Origin of the sequence: Thermostichus vulcanus str. 'Rupite' (assembly GCF_022848905.1) — a bacterium.
Taxonomy (GTDB): Bacteria; Cyanobacteriota; Cyanobacteriia; order Thermostichales; family Thermostichaceae; genus Thermostichus; species Thermostichus vulcanus_A.
In genome coordinates this window covers 12,856-36,810 of sequence record NZ_JAFIRA010000018.1, presented here as the reverse complement: position 1 = coordinate 36,810, position 23,955 = coordinate 12,856, and the positions used below count along the sequence as shown (strand labels likewise).

Genomic DNA, 23,955 nt, shown 5'->3' with positions numbered 1-23,955 from the left:
TAGCCTGACAGAGGGGTGTGCTCAAATGATTGATGGAGGAGTAACTGATGGCAGAAGATCTGCAGCTTCCGTCTCAACAGGATACTCACAGGCCCAAACCCTCGGCTGTGTCTCCCCACTTCAGCACTCGTCGCTGGGCTAGGCGTTGTCTTCAAAGTATTGTGCTGCTGCTGGCGCTGGCTGCTGGTTTGGCCTATTGGCAGTGGCAACGTTGGCTACAACCCGTGGGTGGGTCAGAACCAATTCAGGTGGTAATTGAGCCGGGGAGCAGTAGCCGCTCCATCGGCCAAAAGCTCTACCAGGCGGGTGTGATTCGCTCCGATCTAGCTTGGGCACTCTGGAGCCGAACCCTGGCACGGGATTGGGTCTTTCAGGCAGGTACCTACTTGCTGGATCCCAACCAAGACATGATGGCGGTAGCTCAGCAGTTGCGCCAAGGGAACGTTTTACAGACTCGTCTGACGATTCCAGAAGGCTGGCGGATCGATCAGATGGCAGCAGCTTTGGCTCAGCGGAACTGGTTTGCAGCTGATACCTTCATTGCCATGGCTCAGGTGATTCCACCCCTGGATTGGCTGCCCCAAGACTTAAATTCTCTAGAGGGGTATTTGTTCCCAGATACCTACCTGTTTCCAGTGGAGCAAGTGGAGGGACCCCTGCCAGAGCATGAAAAAGCTCAGACAGTGGTGAATGCCATGTTGCAGCGATTTGTTTCAGTGGCTTTGCCTTTGTTTCAACAACACTCCACCCCCTTGTCCTTGCACGAGTGGGTGACCTTAGCCAGCATTGTGGAGCGGGAGGCCGTGGTGCCGGAAGAGCGAGCCTTGATTGCAGGGGTCTTTTTGAACCGGCTTAGACAAGGGATCCCGTTGGGGGCAGATCCAACGGTGGAATATGCTCTCAATATCCGTCAAACACCGGATCGTCGTCTCACCTTGGCAGAAGTGCGCACCCCCTCTCCCTACAACACCTATCTCAACCCCGGGTTGCCGCCTGGCCCGATTGCCAGTCCTGGGTTGGCTAGCCTAGCAGCCGTTTTGGAACCTGAGCAGACGGATTTCCTCTATTTTGTCGCTCGTTATGATGGCACCCATGTTTTCAGCAAAACGCTAGCGGAGCATGAGGCGGCTCAACTGCAAATCATCCGGGAGCGGCAAGCGGAGCAAGCCTCACCGGGAACGGCAACAAGTCCTTAACCGAGCATGAGATGGTACACAAACCCTGGTTTAAGCTCCTTCAGCCGGATTTGGTGGTGGCAGGCACGGTCTTGCGGCTACAGGCGGAGACGTTGTTGGCATGGGGAGTGCAGGGTGTCATCCTCGATGTGGACGGCACACTGGTTCCTCTGCAACAAACGGAGGTGGATGCGGCTGTGGTGGCTTGGCTCGACCAGTTGCGCCCACACTTTCAAATTTGGCTGGTGAGCAACAACATCAACCGCAATCGGATTCGACAAATTGGCGAAAGCTTGGATCTGCCCCACATTCACCGAGCTGGGAAACCGTCACGACGGGCTTTGCGGCGGGCAGTCACCCAGATGGGCTTGCCAGTGGAGGCGGTGGCCATGGTTGGGGATCGCTTGTTGACGGATATTTTGGCAGGGAATCGCCTGGGGTTGGTGACGGTACTGGTCAATTCCCTCTTGGCGGGAGTGGTGGAAGAGAAACCCGCTGCCATTTTGGATCCCCGCTCGTAAGAGACTCAAACCTACTCTTGAGCTTGAACTGGATCCGGCGGTCGCCACTTCAGCACCAAGGTGGAAAGTTGCGGCAGACAAAGATCTAGAGAATAGGGCAGGCCGTGATAAGCCCAGTCATCGGTCCATTTGCCTCCGAGATTGCCGACGCCGCTACCCCAAAACTCAACCGCATCGCTGTTGAAGACTTCCCGGTAAAAGCCTCGGCTCGGCACGCCAATGCGGTAGTTGGGCCAAACCACGGGCGTGAAATTACACACCACCACCACCCACTCCCTGGGATCCTCCCCGTAACGGATGAAGGAGACAATGCCACGATGATCACTACAGTCAATCCAGCGGAACCCCTCCGGTTTGATGTCTTGGGTGTAGAGGGCAGGTTCAGAACGCAACAGGTGATTCAAACTGGCCACGTAGTTGCGCAACTTGGCATGAGGTTCAAACTGCAATAGCTCCCAATCCAAATCGGCCCAAACATTCCATTCGTTCCACTGGCCAAATTCCATGCTCATAAATAGGGTTTTCTTGCCAGGGTGGGTGAACATGTAGCCGTACAAAGCCCGCAAACTGGCAAATTTGTGCCAATGATCCCCAGGCATTTTGCCCAGCATGTGGCTCTTGCCGTGGACCACCTCATCGTGAGAAAAAGCCAGCATGTAGTTCTCGCTAAAGGCGTACATGAGGCTAAAGGTAACCAAGTTGGGATGAAACTGACGGAACCAGGGATCCATGTGGAAATAATCCAGCATGTCATGCATCCAGCCCATATTCCACTTTAAGTTGAAGCCCAAGCCACCCACATGAGCTGGCCAGGTTACCATCGGCCAAGCGGTGGATTCTTCCGCAATAGAAAGCGCTCCAGGATTGTATTGGAAAATCAGAGTATTGAGTTGGCGGAAAAAGTCGATGGCTTCGATATGTTCCCGTCCACCGTAGGGATTGGGGATCCACTCTTTACGGTCGTAATCCAGATAAAGCATGGAAGCGACTGCATCGACTCGGATCCCGTCGATGTGATATTTTTCGAACCAAAAGAGGGCATTGGCCACCAGATAGTTGCGCACTTCATTGCGGCCGTAGTTAAACACCAACGTGCCCCAACCTTTGTGTTCCCCTTTGCGAGAATCGCCATACTCATATAAATGAGTGCCGTCGAAAAAGGCCAGCCCATGCCCATCTTTGGGAAAATGTCCAGGAACCCAATCAATGATCACCCCGATCCCGGCTTGGTGAGCTTGATCAACAAAATACATAAAGTCCTGCGGGGAGCCATAACGGGAGGTGGCAGCATAGTGACCGATCACTTGATACCCCCAGGAGCCATCGAAGGGGTGCTCTGCCACTGGCAAAAGCTCGATGTGGGTAAAGCCCAGTTCTTTGACGTAAGGGATGAGCTTGTCCGCCAATTCTCGATAGGTCAGGAAGCGAGTATTCGGCTTTTGATCCACGGGTACACTTTGCCCGGAAGCAGGGGGATCCTCGGTTGAGCCATGCATCCAGGATCCCAAATGAACCTCATAGACGGAGACAGGGGAGCGGAGGGGCTCGGTTGCAGCGCGTTTTTCCAGCCAGGCTTGATCCCCCCAGGTATAGGTGTTGAGATCGGTAACAATGGAACCCGTCTTGGGTCGTACCTCCTGTTGGAATCCATAGGGATCCGATTTTTCGTAGATATCCCCCCAGGCGGTTTTCACTTCGTACTTGTAAATCGCCCCCACCGACACACCGGGAATAAAGACCGCCCAAATGCCGCTTTCCCCCAGCATTTTCATCTGGTGTTGGCGGCCATCCCAATGGTTGAAATCGCCAATAACACTGACATTGCGAGCATTAGGGGCCCAAACAGCAAAGTGAACCCCCGCGACTCCTGCTACCGAAATGGCATGGGCGCCTAGTTTGTCGTAGATGCGGTGGTGGTTCCCTTCGCCAAACAGGTAGCGATCCACCTCCCCCACATGATCCACTTGCTCCAGGGGAAACCGGTAGGGATCCTCCCATTCTTCCAACTGGTACCCCTCGGGATCCCAGACCCGTTGGGCCCTGAGAAAATAGTCCGGTAAGGGGATCCCAGGTTTAAGGCGCAATTCAAACAGGGTTTCTGGGTGCAGCGGCTGCATGGGATGGGCCTGCTCAGTGGCACGTTCCACCAGCCAAACCTGCTTGGCATTGGGGATAAGAGCACGCACCAGCCAAAAGGACTCACTGGTCTCTTCATTTTCAATTTGGTGTGGCCCTAAGACGGCATAGGGATCCTGCCATTGGTTAGAGACAAATTGACCCACTTGTTCGGCAGACAGGAGAAATGCCATCGGGAACCCTCAACAGACAACTGCTTCCAGTTTAACGGCGGCGGAGTTCCCGTTTGCGGGTTTAGGTGTTTGAGCGTCACTCAATTACCCTCTAGTTGGCGCATTCCATACAACTCAGATTCTTTTCTTGAACCTTGGCTACTCTGTTAAGACTAATACGTGGTCGGTGTGCATTTGGGGTTGTTAGCTGGCAGTCTGCATCGAACTCATTCGCCCTGGCCCAACCCTCACAGTATCAAAGCGATCGTCTCTAGGACGATAGGACAGTACTTCCTAAACCTATAAGATCTCCCAAGGATCTCAAGATTTCACAGATCTCAGCTCAAATCGGGGAAGGTGGCCTGTACCGCCGGATGAATCAGCTTTCCGGCTTTGACATTCAGCCCTTTGGCCAATGCCGGATCCTGTTCCAGAGCTGCTGGTAAACCGAAGCGGGCCAATTTGAGGGTATAGGGCAGGGTGGCATTGACCAGGGCTTGGGTTGAAGTCCAGGGAACGGCTCCCGGCATATTGGCCACACCATAGTGTAGTACTCCAAAAGCTTCGTAAACCGGCTGGGCGTGGGTGGTCACCCGGGTTGTGGCAATACAGCCCCCCTGATCCACCGCGACATCCACAATCAACGAACGAGGCCGCATTTGGGCCACCAGGTCTTCTTTCACCAAAACGGGGGCACGGCTCCCCGGCACCAACACCGCTCCCACCAGCAAATCGGCATCTTTGACGCAATCTTCCACGCTCTGGGTGGTGCTGTAGATCAGCTCAACCCGGGATCCAAAAATCAGCTCCAACTCGTTCAGGCGATGCAGATTGATATCCAGAATTTGCACCCGTGCCCCCAAACCCACGGCCATTTTGGCGGCTTCTGTCCCCACCGTACCGCCGCCCAAGATCACCACCCGTCCCGGCGATACCCCAGGGATCCCACCCAGGAGCACGCCCCGTCCCCCCTGTTGTCGGGTCAGGTAATGGGCGCCAAACTGCACCGATAGCCGCCCGGCAATCACGCTCATGGGCATCAACAAGGGCAGGGAGCCATCTGTTAATTCCACCGTTTCATAGGCAATGCAGGTGGCTCCTGATTTGAGCAAGGCTAGAGTGAGCTCCCGGCTAGCGGCCAAATGCAAATAGGTAAACAGGATTAAATCCGGATGCAGCAAAGGATACTCGGCAGGCAAAGGCTCTTTCACCTTCACCACCATCTCCTGCTGGTAGATCTCCTGCGGGGTGGTTACCAGTTTGGCCCCAGCTTTTTGGTAATCCTCGTCGGCAAAGCCTGCCCCTTGGCCTGCTTGGGTTTCGACCCAGACCTGATGCCCTTGTTCCGTCAGTGCCCGCACCGCAGCCGGAGTTAAGCCAACTCGGAACTCTTGCTCTTTGATCTCCTTGGGCACACCGATTCGCATAAGGATCCCTGCTTAGCTCTAGTCTTTCCAGTGTGACATCCCCTTCACAGAGCATTAAAGGGCTGTAGATAAGCTAGGATTACTGAGAGTGTCAGAGCGCCTACACACCAAGATTCTCTCTAGAACGCAAGGGATCCTCGCAAGTAACCCAGGCTGGAGTACCGCCGAAACCCGATGAACATGATCCCCCTTGCCTTGCCTCAGGATGTCTACGAGCAGTTGCTCCAATTGCAGCAGGAGCGCGGGGATTCCTCTCCCGAAGCGACGTTATCAGCGTTGATCCAGGACCATCTAGCTGGTGGGCTGGCGGAACGGGTGCAGGTTTTGGAGCAGGAATCGGCCAGTATGAAGGAACAAATGGGGGCTGTCTTACAAGCCATCGCCCTTGTGGCAACACGGGTGGATCTGATGATCGAGCTGCCGGTGCATGAGGGAGAACCCGGTGCTGATTCTTGAGCGGGGATCCCGCTTCCTGACCGAGCGCCTGTTCCTGCTAGAGGCGCAGTTGCGGCCCTTGGCGGATGGGAAAGTCCCTTTGTTGCTGGCGGAATCGGATCCCATTCGGGTGTGGGCCACGCTCCTAACCTGTCAACGTTTAGGGATCCCGCTCTTTTTGGGAAACCCCACCTGGGGGGAGCGGGAATGGGGTCAAGCCTTGCAGCAGATGGGATGCGGTTGGTCTTGGCGGCGGGGGCAGTTGCAGCCTCACCCATCCGCCTCGGTCAATCAACCCCTTCGGGAGCTTCTCAAGGCTTTATCTACACCAGATTTCCCACCCATTTGCATCCCCACCGGTGGATCCAGCGGACATCTGAAGTGGGCTATCCATTCCTGGGCTACCCTCGCGGCCTCCGCCAAAGCTCATCAACAGCATTTTGCCGTCGGGCCTGTCCACAGCTATTGTGTCTTGCCGCTTTACCATGTCAGCGGTTTGATGCAGGCGGTGCGCTCGTGGTTGAGCGGGGGGCAGTGGGTGCTTTGGAATTGGAAGTCTCTGGCAGGTGCAGAGCGATGGGAAACGCCTTTGCCGGGAAGTTTTTTATCTCTGGTGCCGACTCAGTTACAACGGCTATTGCTCCAGGCTCATCCGGCTGTATTGGAGGTGCTGCGACAGTTTCGCGCCGTTTTGGTAGGGGGTGGCCCCACTTGGCCCAGCTTGAGAGAACAAGCCCGCCAACAGCAGATTCCGGTCGCTCTCACCTATGGCATGACGGAAACCGCTTCCCAGGTGTGTACCTCTTTCCCGGAGGCGTTTTGGGGTGGTGATGACAGTCTGGGGCGCCCCTTACCCCATGCCAAGTTGCAAATTCAGCGGACCGCTAGGGATCCGGTTGGCCCGATTCACCTGTGGGCGGAGTCGCTGGCACTGGGATACTACCCTCATCTTTGGAACCGAGAGCAAGGCTGGATCCCAGGAGACTGGGGCTACTTCGATGAACAGGGATCCCTCCATTGGCTGGGGCGGGCGGATGATTTGATCCTGACGGGGGGCGAGAAGGTTCTGGCGGCGGAAGTGGAAGGGGAGATCCGGGCTACGGGATGGGTGGAGGATGTGTGTGTGCTGGGGCTACCAGATGCCGAATGGGGGCAGCAGGTGGTCGCCATCATCGTCCCAGCCCCCGGGATCCCAAGCGATCCCGGGGATCTCAAGCATCAACTCAATCGACATTTGAGCGCACAACTGAGCGGGTACAAACGGCCAAAACAATGGCTGTGCTGCGATGGGATCCCACGAACACCCCAGGGCAAAGTGAACCGCCCTCATCTGCAACAGTGGGCTATGCAAGCCTTAGGGATCCCTGTTTCCGCCAACTTCAAAACTCCCGAACCCCGGTTATCCGCCAAAGTGAGCGGCGACAAATACGACTGAACCGTGTCCCGAAAGAGTTGTCAGATCGCTGGCACTCCTGCCCAGAATGCAAAGCAGAAATGCCACGCGATACAAACTCTAGGATATTGCTAGGATATTGATATTGATCAAAAAAGTGAGGTTGGGCAACGTGCTCCGCATGACCCAGAGGGTCAACGCCTCACTCAAAAAAGCTCGAAGGGCTACGGCTCGGAGAGAAGCTCGCGCTCTATCGAAGCATGAGCGTCGGGAGTATGTCACAACCGATGAGAATGGCAGATTCGGATCCCTCACGGGATCCCCATTTCAGAAAGGTTCTTCCGAGGGTAGGTTGGAGTCGCGGTCTTGACGGGATCCCAGCAATTCCAGCCGATCCACGGCGATGATCGGTTTTTGGCGGTCTTCCCCGGTGGATTTATCCTTCCAACGGTCAAACTTGAGGCTCCCTGTCACCCCGATCAGGCTACCCTTGCGCACGTATTCCCCGGCCACCTCCGCAGTGCGCCCCCACAGTTCCAGGTTGAACCAATCGGGCTTGTCCTCGTTTTTGCGCATACGGTTCACCGCCAGGCTGAAGGTACACACCACCTTGCCCGACTCGAAGTAGCGCACCTCAGGATCCATACCGGCTCGACCCACAAGGGTGACCAGGTTCAGGCTCATGGGCATCTTCTCCAGACCGCGGTACAGCTTTTGTTGTAGCGTTTGCAGGGGATCCCTGTCATCCAGGCTCGCTCATACCCTAGATTTACGGGAATTTTTAGGATCTCTGCGGGTTACACTGCGGGGATCCCGGTTGATCTCAGGGAAAAATCTCTGTTGTGATGGATTTGAGGCTCGGAATACCGGCTCCAATCCTGTCGCAAAAGTTTACAATGACAAAAGGAGTCGAACAACCGCCAGCCCGCCGGATACGTTTACCTTTCCCAGCCACAGGGCTAGCAGAACGGGTTCATTCACTGCGAGAGGACGCATTCAGAAGCATTTCCTATGGAACTTATCTACGCATACGCCTGGTTGATCCCGGTTTACCCCCTAGTGGCAGCCTTCCTGCTGGGCTTAGGCATCCTGATGTTCAACTCTTGGATAAGGGCCAACCGTTCCCTGGCGGCTTTCTTGAGCGTGTTTTTGATTGGGACGGCGATGGTTCATGCCTTTGCTATTCTGGTTACCCAAGTGCAGGGGCACGAAACCGTTCTGAAAACCATTACCTGGGCGCAGGCGGGATCCTTCTCGGTGGAAATGGGCTTTGTGGTGGATCACCTGACGGCGATGATGCTGGTGGTGGTGACCACAGTGGCCTTTTTGGTGCAGATCTACTCCGATGGCTACATGGCTCACGATGCGGGCTATGTGCGTTTCTATGCCTACCTGAGCCTGTTTAGTTCCTCCATGTTGGGCTTGGTGGTCAGTCCCAATTTGGTGCAGATTTACATCTTTTGGGAGCTGGTGGGGATGTGCTCTTACCTGCTCATCGGCTTCTGGCACGAGCGGCAGGCGGCAGCGGAAGCAGCTCAAAAAGCGTTTGTGGTCAACCGTGTGGGTGACTTTGGCTTCTTGCTCGGCATGCTGGGCCTCTACTGGATCTCCGGCACCTTCGAGTTCAACGAAATTGGCCGCAACCTGCAGGAGATGTTGGCCTCTGGCTCCGTCAGCACTGGACTGATCGCTCTGTTTGCGGTGTTGGTGTTTCTAGGCCCTGTGGCCAAGTCGGCCCAGTTCCCGTTGCATGTGTGGCTGCCGGATGCCATGGAGGGCCCGACGCCGATCTCCGCTTTGATCCATGCTGCAACCATGGTGGCTGCGGGTGTGTTTTTGGTAGCGCGGATGTTCCCGGTGTTTGCAGGGATCCCGCTGGTGATGGACATCATTGCCTGGACAGGGGCCGGAACCGCCTTTTTGGGAGCCAGCATCGCCATTACTCAAAACGACATCAAGAAAGGCTTGGCTTACTCCACCATTTCCCAGTTGGGCTACATGATCATGGCGATGGGATGCGGGGCGTATGGGGCGGGTCTGTTCCACCTCATGACCCATGCTTATTTCAAGGCGATGCTCTTTTTGGGCTCAGGTTCGGTCATTCATGGGATGGAAGCGGTGGTGGGGCACAACCCAGCTTTGGCTCAGGACATGCGCCTCATGGGGGGACTGCGCAAGTATATGCCGGTTACTGCCTTCACCTTTTTGATTGGTACCCTAGCGATTTGCGGGATCCCGCCTTTTGCCGGCTTTTGGTCGAAGGATGAAATCTTGGGATCCGTTTTCGAGCACAATCCTGCTCTGTGGGGAGTAGGCTTTCTAACGGCTGGGATCACCGCTTTCTACATGTTTCGCATGTATTTTCTGACCTTTGAAGGAGAGTTTCGCGGCACCAACATCACCTTGCAAAAGGAAGTGGCCGTCAGCGAGGGTCGTCCAGTTCCTGCTTTTGCCTATGCTTTTGCGGGTAAACCGGCCTTTGGCCCCGGTGCGATGAACATTCAAGAAAAGCCCCAGCCCAGCAGCCATCCGGAAGCTGAGGAAGACCTCCACCATGAGCACCCCCACGCTTCTGAGCCGCATGAGTCTCCTCGGTCAATGACGTTTCCCCTCGTAGCTCTAGCGGTTCCTTCCGTGCTGATTGGCTTGGTGGGTACCCCTTTTGCCAATTACTTTGAAGCCTTCATTCATCCGCCCAGTGAACATTTGGCGGAAGCTGGCTCGATTTTGCCAATTGTGGCCGAAGAATGGGCAGAGGTATTGGCGGGGCATTTTAATTGGTCAGAGTTTTTGATCATGGCGGGGAGCTCCGTTGGCATTGGCTTGCTTGGCATTACCCTGGCCAGCTTGATTTATTTCTCCAAGCGTATTGATCCCGGCACCTTCCCCCAGAGTTTGCAGCCCCTTTACTACTTCTCTTTGAACAAGTGGTATATCGATGACCTCTACAACCGCGTCTTTGTGCAGGGCACCCGCTTTGTTGCCCGCGAAGCACTGGAGGTGGATAGCCGGATTGTTGATGGCATGGTCAACCTAACGGGCTTGGTGACAATGGTGAGCGGGGAGGTAATGAAATACCTAGAAAGTGGTAAGGCGCAGTTTTACGCTTTGATCATCTTTGCGGCAGTGGTGGTGATGGTGGTGCTGTCGGGGGTAGGATTCTAATTCACTGACCAGAGGCGGATGCCACCGGATCGGTTGCCACTGATCAAGGTACGGCCATCGCAGCTAAAGGTGAGGGCGCTAATGCAGGCAACGGGATCCCGGTACACCCTTACAGGAGCACAGTGGGGCAGATAATGTAGCCAAATGCTGTAGTCATCTCCTCCAGTCGCTAACCACCGCCCGGTGGGGTCGATGGCGACCGCCCTAATCCAGTTGTCGTGTTCGGGGTGAACGCCCAGCAGCTTTCCGGTCAGGGGATCCCAGCGTTTCAAGGCATAATCCACCCCTCCCCCTGCCAGTTGCCGGCCATCCGGAGTAAGGGCGACCGCATTCAGAGGGCCAATGGACGGGATCCGCCGAATCCCTTCTCCAGCCACCAGATCCCAGACCCAGACGGTTTCGTCGTCGCTGACACTGGCGAGAAAGGCCCCTCCCTGGCTGAGATAAAGGGAGTGAATGCGATCCGCATGTCCGTGCAGCTGGAGATAGGGTTGTTGGCTCTGCAGATCCCACACCTGAAGCACCCCATCCGATCCCCCAGCCACCACCAACCGGGATCCATCGCTGCTCACCACCAGCGCCTGTATAGACTCCAGCCCCGTTTCCAGTTGCCCTACCCCTTCACCCGTATGGGGATCCCAGAAGCAGATCTCGCCAAAGCGACACCCACTCACCAATAGCTCCCGTCCCTGCCAGCGGGTCAGGCCCAAGCCGCGAATCGGCCCCCCATGTCCCCGCAGACAATGCCGCAATTCACCGGATCCCCAATGCCAGATCCGCACAGTGCGATCCGTACTGCCGCTAATTAATAGCTCCCCAGCCACTGTCAACACGGAAATGGCGCCGCTGTGGCCCAACAGAGTTTGGGTTTGAATGGGGTTCCACGCCAAAGGATAGGAGGTCATGGGCGGAGAGAATGCAAGGTTTTATCGCCATCATTGGGCAGTCGGAAGCTGGGGTTGTCCACAGCAACATCCGGGATCCACGGTAGCACCCTGGATTTTGTCCAGTAGTTGTTCAGATACTCTTACCGCTAAACTTTTACAATCAGGTCATTACAGTCCTTTAAGGCTCCGCACCCCTAAAGTGAATGCGGGTTTGCTACGGCAGTGTTTTTGTCATTATTACCCCAAAAAAATCCTAAAAATGTCTAAATGTCTGTAGGTCAAGGACAGGGCAATGATGCGCATTTCCATTCAGCCGGACAGCGAGATCCCTGGCTCTGTACAGTTGTTTAACCTGCTTTGTTTTGCCATCGCCTGTGGGCAGTTCCCCCCCGGTTGTCGCCTGCCCAGCACCCGTCAATTGGCCATGCAAACGGGCCTGCACCGCAACACCATTAACAAGGTCTATCACCAACTGGAAGAAATGGGCTTAGTAGAAACCCGGGCTGCTTCCGGGATCTATGTCAGTGGATCAGCCCATCAGGTCGCCAATACTTCTCGCCTCCTTAGTCAAGACCTAGACAAATCCAAACAAGCCCTGCAAGAAATCCGTCAAGGCATTGACCATCTCCAACAGCAAGGGTTCTCCTTAGAACAGGTGCGGGATCTGCTACAGGCCGAAATCGATTGGCGCTTGCGCTGTAGTGCCCAGGTCTTGGTATGTGTACCGGGTCGAGATTTGGGCACAGGCGAACTGATGACTCAGCAAATTCAGCAGGCTTTGGGCATCCGAGTGCAGTTGGTGCCCTTGGAAGATTTGGCCACAGTTTTGGAACAGCTCCACTCCAGCACAGTAGTGACCATTCGCTACTTCCTCAGCGCTGTAGAAGCAATAGCCCAACCGCGCGGTGCCCGTGTTTTGCCTGTAGATGTGTCTGACTACGCCAAGGAAATTGATTTGGTTCGCCAACTGCCCCCTCAGGCTTGTCTGGGCTTGGTCAGCATCAGCACTGCCCTGTTGGAGGTCGCAGAGGTGATTGTGCATAGCCTACGGGGGGAGGAGCTGCTGGTGCTAACAGCTGTTATTTCTGATACGGAGCGGGTGGGTTCTATCCTACGCCGCGCTCATACCCTGATTTGCGATGTTGCCAGCTACTCCACTCTGCGGGCCCTATTACGCCAAGCCCGAGCTGATCTGATCCGTGTGCCCACCCTAGTATGTGCCGATCCCCATATTGGCGAGGCGGCCCTAGAGGAACTGCGGCGGGAGTTGGGGCGGATCCCGGCTCAGGAGGTGGAATAGCAGAAGATTTCATTAAACATTATTGCCTCCACGCTGTTTTGCGGATGACCGACTCAGCCTGTCGTGCTTAAGTGGAAATACGGCATTGGCCATCTCGTTTTGATTCACCCTCTCTCAGTCTCTCTACTTACTCACTGGCTCGTATATGGTGATCCTCGACTACGCCTCCACCGATCATGACCATGTAGCGGTCTCGACAGATGGTTTTTTGGAGTCCATTCGCTTCCAGAACCATTTTTATGGATTTAATCGCTCCTTTCGTCGATTGAAGGAGGCCATCGACAGCTGTCGCTATGATATGGACTATGGATCCCTCATCAGTATTGTGGTAGCGCATTCCGACCGCTGTGAGGTCTGGTCACGGTTGGGCCCCGAAATTCCTGTTATGCCCAAACGCCTCTTGAACATGACCGGCTCTCAACCCTCAGCTCCAACCCAATCCAAAGCCCAGAACCCCTTCCGCAACTGGAGTCAAGCTATTCCGGCTGATGCTTATTTTGTTGATGCTGAGCCTTCTCCACGCCGTCCCCTCTTCTACCATGGCGCCAGACCCTGCAATGCTCTACAAGCCTGAATCCTGAATAATGAACCCAACCTGACAGCACGGGAAGGACATCAAGCGGGAAGGACCTATTGTCCTCTTGTCCTCAAGTACCTGTACCTAGCTGGATGAATCAGGATTTGGTACCCAGCTCCTCCTTTATCCCTCCCCTGATCCCCGCCGGCAAAAATCTGGTGGAAACTGAGCTGCTATCTGCTCAAAGAGCTGCCCATTCAGGGTTCCCAAGTTGCAATGCAAGACTCGCGAAAAGGTTCCCTCTTGCTTTTGTTCAATATCGGAAGCCAGCAAGGTTTTCACTTGGATCCCGGTTTGCTCATACACATACTGTCGCCCCTGATTTTCTGTTTTCTCGGCAATGGTAAAGACTTCTAAAATCTCTGCCCCTGCCTTGCGCACCGACTCGATCAAAGCCACCATCGTCCCGCCAGTACTGATCAGATCATCCACCAGCACCACCCGATCCCTTGCGGTCACTCCATTCAAGTACACCTGAATCGATCCTTCCGGAATATATTCGTTGGCCAATGGGATCCCAATTTCCCCCGGTGCGCCTGTAGGGGTCCAACGAGCCAAAGTGCGCGGCAAGTTGTAGCTCAGAAGAATATCCGAAATGATCATTGCGCCCCGATCCTCTTCCCCTACCCCCAAAGTGGCTTGATGCGCCTGGGTTAAATGCAGGCGGCTGAGCAAACACACAGCTGCCGAGAGGTGAGGATGCAAGGGGGGAATATTGTCGGTAATCGAAGTGGCAAAAAACTGAAAAGAACGCCCCCCCTTCCCGGTGACGCTGTAGGTGGGTCGCCCATGAAAGTCAGCAATCACCCGTTGCAAGGCTTTGACAATACTTTCAGGCGACTGGACGGGATCCCCAAAGGCAGGGCTGAGCATAAGGAGCAAACTCAAGCAAGCTGAGCCTGATCTTGCGGGAGAAACCGGATCCGCGTCAACTGAGACGGACTCGAACCGGAGCTGAGATCGTTTCTTCCTTGTGCAGAGCCTGGGTTAGCCGACTCAGCTGAGCTTGGGCTTCCAGTTGCTCATCGATCCAATCTGCCAGCTCCCGCATATACAGCACCACGTGCATCGCATTATTTCGCTGGATCTGCTCCAGCCCCTTCTGGGCCAGACGGGCCAGGATAACTGGGTCGCTAAGCTCTTCCAAAGCTGCAAAATCTTCCGGTCGATCAAACCCCAAGTCCGCCATTCTTTCAAACACATACCCCAGCCTCAAGCCTGTCACTGAGCAGCGCACCTCCTGCTGCAAGGGATCCCGTAGGGTGAGGGCAGCAGTCCGATAAGCGGTTTGGGCAATGCTCCGCCAAGTACCGCGATGAATGCGCAAACTCAGTTGATCCCCGTCCCAGCCCAAGGCTTCCCGCACCAGCAGTCCACAATTACAACGGGTGCTGTCCTGCCAGCGATATTCCGTATCCCAAAAGCCCCATCGCTGGGACTGAATGCGATCGGCTGTGCGACGCAGCAGACTGGCCAACTCAGGTGTCGGGTGCATAGGCCCAGGGCTGCCCAGATCCAGCAGCCAAGACTCGGTTTGAATAGCTTCAGTCTAGGCAGATCTTGGGGTGAGAACAAGACAAGGTTCATGAGACTTTGGATCCTATTGTGAATCCACACCAGGGGGTAAGGATCCCTTCTCCCTGATTTGCCGCTTCCTTTGCAGATGCCGTTGCCAGGCCCCCCAAGCCACTCCCCCCAGCACCAGAGAGGCTCCACCCAAATAGGTGCCTCCTGCCGGTAACCCCGCCAAAGCCAAGGCTAGGGATCCCACCCAAAGCGTCATGGCATAGATCAGCAAAACCGAGTGCCGTTGCGAAAGCCCTGCCTTGAGTAAGCGATGGTGCAGATGTCCCTTATCGGGATGGAAAGGAGATTGCCCCCTGGATAGCCGCTTGAAAATCACCGTGGACATATCCAGAATGGGCACCGCCAAAATACAAAACGGGAAAGCCACCGCCAATGTCGTCACCACCTTGGCCACCCCAATCACTCCAATCCCAGCCAAGGTAAAGCCCAAAAAATAAGCTCCGCCATCCCCCATAAAAATTTGGGCCGGGTTGAAGTTGTAGCGCAGGAAACCCAAACAAGCTCCCGCCAAAGCCGCTGCAAGCATGGCTGCTGCCGGTCGATCCAGAAGCAACGTCACCATCAACATCGCCACCGCCGCAATCCCTGATACCCCTGCCGCCAACCCATCCAACCCATCCATGAAATTGATGGCATTGGCCATCCCCACCAGCCAGAGCAGGGTAATCAGCAGGCTCAACCAAGCGGGGAAAAACCAAGTGCCCAAGACCGGCAGACTGATAAATTCTATGCGTACGCCCACTCCCCAAGCGGCAGTAGCCACGGAAAATTGCATGAGCAGGCGAGAGAAGGGCGAGAGATGAAACAGATCATCCGCCAGCCCAATCAAGAAAAACAGAACCCCACCAATCGTCACCCCCCAAATCTCATACTCCTGCTCAGTGCGCAGACCGCCAAAGGCCCCAGACCCCCACAACAGCAGCAGAGCGACGAGATTCCCAGAAAAAATCGAGATACCCCCCAGGCGTACCATCGGCTGCTGATGAATTTTGCGCTCATCCGGTAAATCCAATTGGCCACTGCGAATACCAACCGCTTTGACCACAGGAGTCGCCCACAAAACAACACAGGCAGCAGCAAGAAAGGCGACCAGATAGGGCATGGCAAGCCGTAGAAACTATTCCAAGTGTGGGTACAAAGGGAACCTTCGACACAGCTGAGCCACCTGCTGCCGACAAGCTGTCAAAACGTCAGCGTCTTCAGGGTGAAACAGGCAATCAGCAATAATTTGCCCGATTTGCTCAAATTCTACTGGCCCCAAACCGCGGGTGGTCAAGGCAGGGGATCCCAAGCGTAGACCGCTGGCCACAAAAGGAGACTGCGGATCAAACGGAATGGTGTTTTTGTTGGCAGTGATGTGAATCTCATCCATCAGCCGATCCGCCCGCTTACCCGTCATCAAGGGATCCACCGCACCACTCTTCTCTAGCGCTGCCGAAACCGAGCGCAGATCTAACAATATTAAATGGTTGTCAGTTCCCCCAGAGACCAAGCGAATACCGCGGCTTTGCAGGGATTGGGCCAGCGCCTGAGCATTGGCGATCACCTGGGCAGAGTAGCTGGAAAAACTGGGTTGTAAAGCCTCTCCAAAGGCTACAGCTTTAGCCGCGATCACATGCTCCAGCGGTCCCCCTTGGCTGCCTGGAAAGACAGCTTTATCAAATTTTTTGCCCAGTTCCGGATCCCGGGTCAGGATCAAACCGCCGCGCGGCCCCCGCAGAGTTTTGTGGGTTGTTGTGGTCACCACATCGCAGAGGGGAATCGGGTTGGGATGATGTCCCGTCGCTACCAAGCCAGCAATATGGGCAATATCGGCCAACAGATAGGCCCCCACCTCATCGGCAATCGACCGGAAGGCGGCAAAATCAATTATGCGGGGATAGGCAGAATAGCCGCAGATGATCAACTTGGGGCGGTGTTGTTGCGCCAGAGCACGCACCTGCTCAAAATCGATCCGCTCACTTTCGGGATCCACCCCGTAATGCACCACATTGAACCACTTGCCGGAAACATTCACCGGAGATCCGTGGGTGAGGTGACCCCCATGGGAGAGATCCATGCCCAAAATCGTGTCTCCCGGCTGCAATAGGGCCAGGAATACGGCGAAATTGGCCTGGGCCCCCGAGTGAGGCTGGACATTGGCATGAGCAGCCCCGAACAGTTGCTTGGCCCGATCAATCGCCAGTTGCTCCAGTTGATCCACAAACTCGCAGCCGCCGTAGTAGCGCTTCCCTGGTAAGCCCTCAGCATATTTGTTGGTCAGGACGGAGCCTTGGGCAGCCAAAACCGCTGGTGAGGTAAAGTTCTCACTGGCGATCATCTCCAGGTGATCCCGCTGCCGGTTTAATTCTTGCCCAATCAGGCCAAACACCAGCGGATCCGTTTCCGCCAGAATCGACAGACTATCTCGTTGCGTGTGCAGACTTTGAGGAGCAGCTACCATAGGACGCCAATGAGGTAATAAAGACAGCTCAGATTCCGCTCAGATCTGAATCTAGATTCCGAATGCTGAATGGCCAAGCTGATCCAAATTGCCACGTCATCGTAGCACGGCTGCCCCTCTCCCATAGCCCTCTGATGGTACTAACTGGAGCTGGCAAATCCCTGTCCCGTATGGACTCCTCCCTTTGGATAATCCACCCAGCGAAACTGTACCCGACTGGAGCTAGGGTCATAGAGAGTATAGGTCGCTTGCCCAGGGATCCCACCCACTGTACCAACCCCCACCACCTGCCGAGGCTGTACTGGCTTTGATTTTGACACTCCCCACACTAAAGTGACGGGGATTCTTGAATAGCCCAGAATCGGACTTGCAACGGCGTTGTCAATGACCCTCCGGGTCATGCGGAGCACGATGCGCCTCTACTGACTCCACTGAGGTCAAGCCCCAATGTTGCCGCTACTTTCCGGAGTATATTGGCAGCTCCATTGCCATCCGCATTCAGATACCCATTTCCTGCGGTTCGATAGAGTCCTCGTTTGACACGCCGTCCTGACGCTTTCCAGCCTTCGGGTTTTTCACCGTATTGGGGAAGAGCGTCCTTGTCCAGAAAACTTGCTGCTGAAGTATTCGCTTCCTCTGTTTCAACAAATCGGATGCCATACGGCTGGCAAAGCTGAGATGCTCTCTGCTTCAACCGGGCGGTGGGAATTTGGACAAACTGCTGCCTTGTTGATAGCATCCCGCATTTGACAGTTACGTTTCTCAGGGATTGCCGCCAGTTGTTTTGACCAAAAGCCTTGAGGTTGACCTTCTGTCAACGCAGCGACTCGTTTGTTGTACCACTGATTCTTAGACATGAAGCTCTCCCATCTGGCGTAGCCGAGGTGGGAGTGTCCTATGCCAATCTCGAACTATCCAGAGTCCAGAGATCACATAGACAAGCCCAGCTTCTAGGCGACCGTCCAGAGCTTTTGCTGAAACGGCCCTCACTGTCTTTTCGGCAAGTGAGCTTTAAAGCACCCAGGGTTATGACGACTAGCCTCCGCCGCTCCTTGACCCCCACCTGTTCCGAGGTGGGGGAATGTGTCACGATGATTCAAGTGTCGTCCATCAATAATGAAGCTGGTTCCCACATTACTAACGCAGGTCAGCCAGTTATTGATGCCGTGGTCAATACCAAGAGCATTGGAGACACTCAACGTTATAGACCTTGTTGGATCCTTGGCACAGATACTCAATGACCGCCCGTTCCTTTGGCTTGAGCAAGAGAAGATTTTGCTGACAACCAAAAGTCATTCGAGTTGATGAGGAGTATGATAACAACACTCTAGCATCCTCAAAATGTCCGTGCTGCCACGGTTCAAGAATAGATTGAAGACCCACATCACGGATGACTGCGACTAAAGTCGCCCCAACGCTTTTCCACCTCGCACTGAAGTGACGAGGCTACCAAGCGGGTTTAACGTGTTGAAAGCAATCAAGGTCGGCATCTATCCTGCCGATGAGCAGTCCATCCTGCTAGCCAAGCATTTTTCATCATGAAAAAACAGATCCCAGCGCTGAAGGTTGAGCATGAATGGCGGAAGGAATGCTATTCGCAGTGCTTGCAGCCGTCGGTACTGAATCTGTCGCGGGCGTTCCAACCCTTCTTTGAGGGGAGAGCGAAGTACCCCAACTGCAAATCTAAGCATCATGTGCCGACGGCAGACTTACGCCATCGGCAGTCGGTTCAGTTCCCTCAAAACGTCAAAGTGATTTCGTGATTTCTGAGTCTGCAATCAAGTTTCTTGGTTCTCTGGGTAGGGTTGCGGCTCACAACAGCATGATAGGGACATCAATGGAGCAATCAATATCAGCAATGAAGGCTTGCGGATTCTGGCCTCAGGAAGTGGGGCTTCTGATCTAGGACGCGATGTAAGACCAAAGGGAGGAAGGCGCAAGTCCACCCTCTCCGAGGCTGTTGTGGATGATTAGAGAAGCCCGCGCTGTATGCAGAGCATCAGCGTCGGGCACTTCACGGAGTGAGTCTGTTCCTGGCACTCCTGGCTACGGGAAAACAGAGGGCAAGATGCGGGAAAGAATACGACCCAACTCTAGCGGTAGCGTGTAACCTTGGCTTTGAGCGGTTCGCAACTCTAGGTTGCAACTCTAAACGGGTGGGAGCTAGCAACCTTGCTCGGCAGGTTCATATCATGAAGGTAGGATAAAGCAGTGGGTATGCCCATGGCAGTAGAGCAACTGCTATTGGTGTCTTCTCAGGAAACAGCCTCTTGGTTGTGTCCGGCGCTGCGCTCGCAAGGGTTTCAGGTACGGGTAAGCCAGTCAGCGGATGCCCTGCCTGTGCAACTGGCGGCTGGATCATTTGATTTGGCTCTGTTGGATCTGGGATGGGTGACCGGGATCCTGCCGCAGGGGTTGCCGCTGATCTACTTTGACTCCAGGGTTGACTCCGAGCTGACCAAGCTACCCTCTCAAGCTCAGTTGCGGCTGCAAGGCATTGAGCCAGGGTTGTTCCTGGCGGATCTTAGGGATGCGCAAGCGCTGCGAACCGCGATCGAATTTTGTTTGTACAAACATCGAACCGAGAACAAACTGAAAAGCCTGGAACAGTTCCTAGCCTCCAGCTTGACCAGTATGGGGGATGCGGTGATCTCCACCGATTTGCAGGGGCGTGTCACTTTCATGAATCCAGTGGCGGAAGCGTTAATTGGCTGGCGCAGAGGGGAGTCACTGGGTAAGCCTGCCTCGGAAATTGTGCGTATGGTGGATGCCCGTACCCATCAACCTCTACCGGATCCCTGGGCGGAAGCGTTACGGGGCCAGGTGATGATCGGCTCCGGTGAAGCGGTGTTGCTGCTGGCACGGGATGGAGAAGAAGTCCCGGTGGCCAATGGCATTGCCCCTTTGCGGGATGAATCTGGCCAGCCCAAGGGAACGATCCTGGTGCTGCGGGATCTGACGGTGCGACCATCCCCCCACAGGTTGCTTAGTGCTCTCCACGATACCCTGACAGAACTGCCCAACCGTGCCCTATTTATGGATCGGCTGCAACGGGCGGTGGAACGGGCACGGCGGAGCCCTGGAGAGCGCTTTGCCGTCTTGTTTCTCGATTTGAACCGGTTTAAGGCGGTGAATGACAGCCTTGGTCATCATGCCGGTGATGAACTGCTGGTGGGTACAGCCCGGCGGCTGGAAACCTGTGTGCGCTCCATCGACACCCTGGCTCGTTTTGGCGGCGATGAATTTGCCATTTTGCTAGAAGGGATCCAACAGGTGAGCGATGCCACCCGGGTCGCCGAACGGATTCACCAATCCCTGCAGGTGCCGTTCCAGATTCAGGCTCACGATGTAACCATCAGCGCCAGTATTGGCATTGCCTTGGCTGGATCCCAGGCATTGGATCCTGATCTGCTGCTGCAACAGGCGGATAGTGCCATGTATCGGGCCAAACAACAGGGGCCAGGTCGGTATGAGGTTTTCGATCCGCTGCTGCATCGCTATGCCAAGGCCAGAGCCCAATGGGAAGAGGAACTGCGGCGCGCCCTAGAGCAGGGACAATTGCGGGTGTGTTATCAGCCGGTGGTAAACCTGGCCAAAGGCGATTGGCAGGCAGTGGAAGCCTTGCTCTACTGGGAACATCCAGAACGGGGTTGGCTAAGTGGGCGCGAGTTTCTCGGGGTAGCCGAAGAGGCTGGGTTGGCGGTGCCCCTGGGAGATTGGCTGATTCAGGCTGCCCTGCAGCAGTGGCAGCAGTGGCGAGCCCAGTATTCTTGGATGTCCGAGTTGCCCTTACACCTCAACTTGCTTCCCCAACAATTTGCCCAGCCGGATTTGGCCCAACGCCTGCAACGTCGGTTACAGGAGTGCCAACTGCCTGGATCCCTGTTGTACCTGGGGTTAACAGGCACCCTGTTGATGGAGGCCAGCTCTCTGGTGGAACAACAGCTGCATCAATTGCAACGGTTGAGTGTGGCGCTGGTGCTGGAGCGGTTCGGTAGTGGCTATGTCTGTTTGCAACGCCTCAGTCACCTGCCTTTGCAAGGGATCCGTCTCGATGCTTCACTGGTACAGGCGATTGGCCCTCAGCAACGGGAGCCAGACAAGGCCCTGTTGGCAGCCCTGCGCTTGGCGGAGATCCTGAATTTGCCGGTTACGGCCCCCGCTATTGAAACCTCCGAGCAAGCCCTCTACCTGCACCGTATGGGCTGTGAAAGGGGCCAGGGATCCCTGTTTTATCCTCCCTTGGCGGCTGGTGAAATGGGATCCCTGTTGGGAAGAGAAGCCTTGGCGGCTTAATCGAGACAGGGTAGCTTGAGGTTGGGTCTGCGGGTTCTAAACCCCTCAATCAGAGATTCATACTGGTGTTATCCTTGCCTGGATCCCAGCCTGGGACTTTGAGTTTATGTCCTCACACGACCGCTCGAGCCAATCCCTGATTCCAAGCATTCAAAAAAAATTGATCGATCTCACCCAGCGCACCGTTGCCCGCGTTAAAGGACACTCTGCTGAATCTGAGCAACCTCAGCAATTTTGGGATTGGGCCAGCCACCTCTTTACCGAAAGTCTCTTGGAAGCCGAAGCAGAAATGGGTCACTGCAATGTGATGGTGATCGGCAAAACTGGGGTGGGCAAAAGCACCTTGGTGAACGCTGTCTTTAAGGATGAACTGGCTCGAACCGGCGTGGGCAGCCCTGTAACCCGCCACATCCGCAAATATTGCAAACAAGATTGCCCGATCACCATTTATGACACACCGGGCATGGAATTGTCTGGGGAACAAAATGTGGGTATTCGTCTAGAAGTTGCCCAACTGATTGATGAACTGCGCCTGCGGGATCCCGAAGAGCACATTCATATTATTTGGTATTGCATTCATCATGAAGCCAATCGTTTGGAAGAAACCGAACGGGATTGGTTACGCTCATTGGAGCTTAAAGATGTACCGGTGATTCTCGTTTTAACCCAATACCTAGAAGGCTCTGAAGAGAGTGAATTCTTAAAGTACTTGCAACATCAAAACCTGCCGGTGCGTTATATCGTGCCAGTCTTGGCCCGCGACAAAGCAATTACCCGGAAAATTACGATTCCTGCCTACGGCCTGGAGCACCTGATTGGCTGTACCTTAGAGCTGTTACCGGAAGTCGCCCGTCTGGCCTTCATTCAACAACAAATGCTACGGGTGGATTTGAAAGCCCAGGCTGCCTCCAAGTATGTTTCCGGTTATGTAGCCAGCGCCGCCTTTATCGGGGCAGTGCCAATCCCTTTTGCAGATGCGCCTTTGTTGGTAACCGCACAAATCGGCATGATCGCCAATATCAGTTTTATCTTTGGCTACAAAACTTCTCCTTCCTTTTATTACTCTCTGATCGGGGCTTTGGCTGGAACTGCCATAACGACAGTAACAGGGCGCACGATTGTTTCTAACCTGCTTAAGTTTATCCCTGGCGTTGGAACAACTATGGGTGGGATCCTCCAATCCACCACGGCGGCCACCCTCACCCTCTCACTGGGCCTTGCCTATATTGAGGTGATGAAAGCGATTGCTCGTGCTGAAATCAAAGGAACCCCGTTGTCCGAATCGGAAATTAAAGATCTCTTTGTGCAGCAGTACCGCGACTATGCTGCTTCTAGACGAAATACGTTAAGAGATGAGGAGGAGGACTGGGAGTGAAAGGCTGCAGTTCAGCTGCAGTTCAATAGTTACCTGGAGATCGCACCGGAGGTAGAACCGGAGTTGGCTCCAAGCTGGTTGTAATGGGGACTGGCCTCAAACCCAAATGCCCCTTGTACCAAATACAAAGGACGGCCTTTCACCTCTTCAAAAATGCGACCTAGGTATTCTCCGATAATTCCCAGGCTGATCAACTGGATCCCGCCCAGAAACAGCATGATCACTGCCAAAGAGGCATACCCAGGTACATCGGATCCCAATAAAAGCGTGCGCACCACCAAAAAGAGGCCATAGAGCAAAGCCAGCAGTGAAATTCCCAAACCCAAGTAGCTCCAGACCCGCAGTGGCCAAGAACTGAAGGAGGTGATCCCCTCCACCGCCAAATTCCACAGGCGCCAATAGTTCCATTGGGTTTTACCCCGAAAACGCGGGGCACGATCATAAAAAATAGCCGTTTGTCGATAGCCCACCCAGGCAAAGATCCCTTTCATGAAGCGGGTGCGCTCCCGCAGTTGCTTGATTGCTTCCACCACCTGTCGATCCAACAGGCGAAAATCCCCGGTGTTGCGTGGGATCCGCACCTGACTGAGCTGATCGATGACATGGTAAAACCCGTTGGCGGTCAATTGTTTGAACCAGCTTTCCCCCTGCCGGCTGCGGCGCACCGCGTACACCACTTGGTAGCCCTGCCGCCATAGCTCCAGCATCTCCGGGATCAGTTCCGGCGGATCCTGAAGGTCGGCATCAATGGGAATGACGGCTCTCCCCGAGGTGTAATCAATCCCTGCAGTGAGGGCGATCTCTTTGCCAAAACAACGGGAGAGGTTAATCACCTTAATGCGGGGATCCCGTTGGTGAAAGGCAAGCAGTTTTTCCAGGGTACTATCCTGGCTGCCGTCGTTCACACAAACCAATTCGTAACTGAGTTGCAAGGGATCCAAGGTTTGGGTGAGGCGCTCAAACAAATGCTCAAGGTTATCCGCCTCATTTTTGCAGGGGATGACGATGGATAGCTCAGGATGGGTGAACTCAGCCAGCATCAGGGGCTACAGGAAGGGCAACAAAAGGGATCCCTGCCAATAGGAT

General features: G+C 54.8%; 19 protein-coding genes and 3 pseudogenes. 10 read left to right on the top strand and 12 right to left on the bottom strand.

The genetic code is table 11. The annotated features are described in order from the left end of the window. Positions 1 to 47: 47 nt before the first annotated feature. Together mltG and JX360_RS08570 are read left to right on the top strand one after the other, a co-directional pair. Positions 48 to 1,196 carry an endolytic transglycosylase MltG gene (mltG, locus tag JX360_RS08575; RefSeq protein WP_244350241.1) on the top strand — a complete coding sequence of 383 codons (1,149 nt, stop codon included), beginning with the start codon at positions 48 to 50 and terminating at the stop codon, positions 1,194 to 1,196. 11 nt (positions 1,197 to 1,207) lie between these two features. Then, positions 1,208 to 1,696: a YqeG family HAD IIIA-type phosphatase gene (locus tag JX360_RS08570; RefSeq protein ID WP_244350240.1), complete on the top strand. Its 489-nt coding sequence runs from the start codon at positions 1,208 to 1,210 to the stop codon at positions 1,694 to 1,696. Between the two features lie 11 nt (positions 1,697 to 1,707). Here JX360_RS08570 and glgB read toward each other — a convergent pair whose 3' ends face one another. Together glgB and ald are read right to left on the bottom strand one after the other, a co-directional pair. Next, positions 1,708 to 4,005 (bottom strand): 1,4-alpha-glucan branching protein GlgB, encoded by a 2,298-nt coding sequence (gene glgB, locus JX360_RS08565; RefSeq protein WP_244350239.1) that lies wholly within the window; start codon positions 4,003 to 4,005, stop codon positions 1,708 to 1,710. 317 nt (positions 4,006 to 4,322) lie between these two features. After that, positions 4,323 to 5,411: an alanine dehydrogenase gene (ald, locus tag JX360_RS08560; protein WP_244350238.1), complete on the bottom strand. Its 1,089-nt coding sequence runs from the start codon at positions 5,409 to 5,411 to the stop codon at positions 4,323 to 4,325. Positions 5,412 to 5,585: 174 nt separating this feature from the next. On the opposite strand from ald, the gene JX360_RS08555 reads away from it, so the two are divergent. Together JX360_RS08555 and JX360_RS08550 are read left to right on the top strand one after the other, a co-directional pair. After that, entirely contained in the window at positions 5,586 to 5,867 is a 282-nt protein-coding gene (locus JX360_RS08555) for a hypothetical protein (protein WP_244350237.1), read from the top strand. Then, on the top strand, positions 5,854 to 7,281 hold the full coding sequence (locus JX360_RS08550) for a 2-succinylbenzoate--CoA ligase (RefSeq protein WP_244350236.1): 1,428 nt from the start codon (positions 5,854 to 5,856) through the stop codon (positions 7,279 to 7,281). Before JX360_RS08555 ends, JX360_RS08550 begins: the two co-directional genes overlap by 14 nt. Positions 7,282 to 7,566: 285 nt before the next feature. Here the strand turns inward: JX360_RS08550 and JX360_RS08545 are convergent, their stop codons facing one another. Further along, positions 7,567 to 7,923, bottom strand: coding sequence for a single-stranded DNA-binding protein (locus JX360_RS08545; RefSeq protein WP_244350235.1), 357 nt, complete (start codon positions 7,921 to 7,923; stop codon positions 7,567 to 7,569). Between the two features lie 327 nt (positions 7,924 to 8,250). On the opposite strand from JX360_RS08545, the gene JX360_RS08540 reads away from it, so the two are divergent. Further along, entirely contained in the window at positions 8,251 to 10,404 is a 2,154-nt protein-coding gene (locus tag JX360_RS08540; protein WP_244350234.1) for an NAD(P)H-quinone oxidoreductase subunit 5, read from the top strand. Here the strand turns inward: JX360_RS08540 and JX360_RS08535 are convergent. Beyond that, positions 10,401 to 11,309, bottom strand: a complete 909-nt coding sequence (locus JX360_RS08535) for a WD40 repeat domain-containing protein (protein ID WP_244350233.1) — start codon at positions 11,307 to 11,309, stop codon at positions 10,401 to 10,403. The genes JX360_RS08540 and JX360_RS08535 overlap by 4 nt on opposite strands. A 277-nt stretch (positions 11,310 to 11,586) precedes the next feature. Here JX360_RS08535 and JX360_RS08530 point away from each other — a divergent pair, with 277 nt between their 5' ends. Continuing rightward, entirely contained in the window at positions 11,587 to 12,591 is a 1,005-nt protein-coding gene (locus JX360_RS08530) for a GntR family transcriptional regulator (protein ID WP_244350259.1), read from the top strand. Between the two features lie 145 nt (positions 12,592 to 12,736). Beyond that, positions 12,737 to 13,165, top strand: a complete 429-nt coding sequence (locus tag JX360_RS08525; RefSeq protein ID WP_244350232.1) for a hypothetical protein — start codon at positions 12,737 to 12,739, stop codon at positions 13,163 to 13,165. Positions 13,166 to 13,291: 126 nt separating this feature from the next. On the opposite strand, the gene JX360_RS08520 is transcribed toward JX360_RS08525, so the two are convergent. From JX360_RS08520 to JX360_RS17895, 7 genes and pseudogenes are all read right to left on the bottom strand, one after another. Beyond that, complete coding sequence (locus JX360_RS08520) at positions 13,292 to 14,041, bottom strand: phosphoribosyltransferase family protein (protein ID WP_244350231.1); 750 nt, start codon at positions 14,039 to 14,041, stop codon at positions 13,292 to 13,294. Positions 14,042 to 14,096: 55 nt separating this feature from the next. Next, on the bottom strand, positions 14,097 to 14,663 hold the full coding sequence (locus JX360_RS08515; protein WP_244350230.1) for a hypothetical protein: 567 nt from the start codon (positions 14,661 to 14,663) through the stop codon (positions 14,097 to 14,099). Between the two features lie 105 nt (positions 14,664 to 14,768). Then, positions 14,769 to 15,857: a glycosyltransferase family 4 protein gene (locus JX360_RS08510; RefSeq protein WP_244350229.1), complete on the bottom strand. Its 1,089-nt coding sequence runs from the start codon at positions 15,855 to 15,857 to the stop codon at positions 14,769 to 14,771. A gap of 15 nt (positions 15,858 to 15,872) precedes the next feature. After that, positions 15,873 to 17,198: a serine hydroxymethyltransferase gene (gene glyA, locus JX360_RS08505; protein ID WP_244350228.1), complete on the bottom strand. Its 1,326-nt coding sequence runs from the start codon at positions 17,196 to 17,198 to the stop codon at positions 15,873 to 15,875. 140 nt (positions 17,199 to 17,338) lie between these two features. Continuing rightward, a complete protein-coding gene (locus tag JX360_RS08500; protein WP_244350227.1) occupies positions 17,339 to 17,518 on the bottom strand; it encodes a hypothetical protein in 180 nt (59 codons plus the stop codon). 8 nt (positions 17,519 to 17,526) lie between these two features. Continuing rightward, positions 17,527 to 18,052: pseudogene (locus JX360_RS17900) on the bottom strand (RNA-guided endonuclease TnpB family protein); the annotation flags it as partial. A 41-nt stretch (positions 18,053 to 18,093) separates the two neighbouring features. Next, positions 18,094 to 18,219: pseudogene (locus tag JX360_RS17895) on the bottom strand (transposase); the annotation flags it as partial. A 794-nt stretch (positions 18,220 to 19,013) separates the two neighbouring features. On the opposite strand from JX360_RS17895, the pseudogene JX360_RS17890 reads away from it, so the two are divergent. The 3 genes and pseudogenes from JX360_RS17890 to JX360_RS08485 form a co-directional block, all read left to right on the top strand. Then, positions 19,014 to 19,172, top strand: a pseudogene (locus JX360_RS17890) (RNA-guided endonuclease TnpB family protein); the annotation flags it as partial. Between the two features lie 243 nt (positions 19,173 to 19,415). Beyond that, a complete protein-coding gene (locus JX360_RS08490) occupies positions 19,416 to 21,494 on the top strand; it encodes a putative bifunctional diguanylate cyclase/phosphodiesterase (RefSeq protein WP_244350225.1) in 2,079 nt (692 codons plus the stop codon). Between the two features lie 106 nt (positions 21,495 to 21,600). Then, positions 21,601 to 22,869 carry a YcjF family protein gene (locus tag JX360_RS08485; RefSeq protein WP_244350224.1) on the top strand — a complete coding sequence of 423 codons (1,269 nt, stop codon included), beginning with the start codon at positions 21,601 to 21,603 and terminating at the stop codon, positions 22,867 to 22,869. Between the two features lie 29 nt (positions 22,870 to 22,898). Here the strand turns inward: JX360_RS08485 and JX360_RS08480 are convergent, their stop codons facing one another. Beyond that, entirely contained in the window at positions 22,899 to 23,909 is a 1,011-nt protein-coding gene (locus tag JX360_RS08480) for a glycosyltransferase family 2 protein (RefSeq protein ID WP_244350223.1), read from the bottom strand. Positions 23,910 to 23,955: the final 46 nt, after the last annotated feature.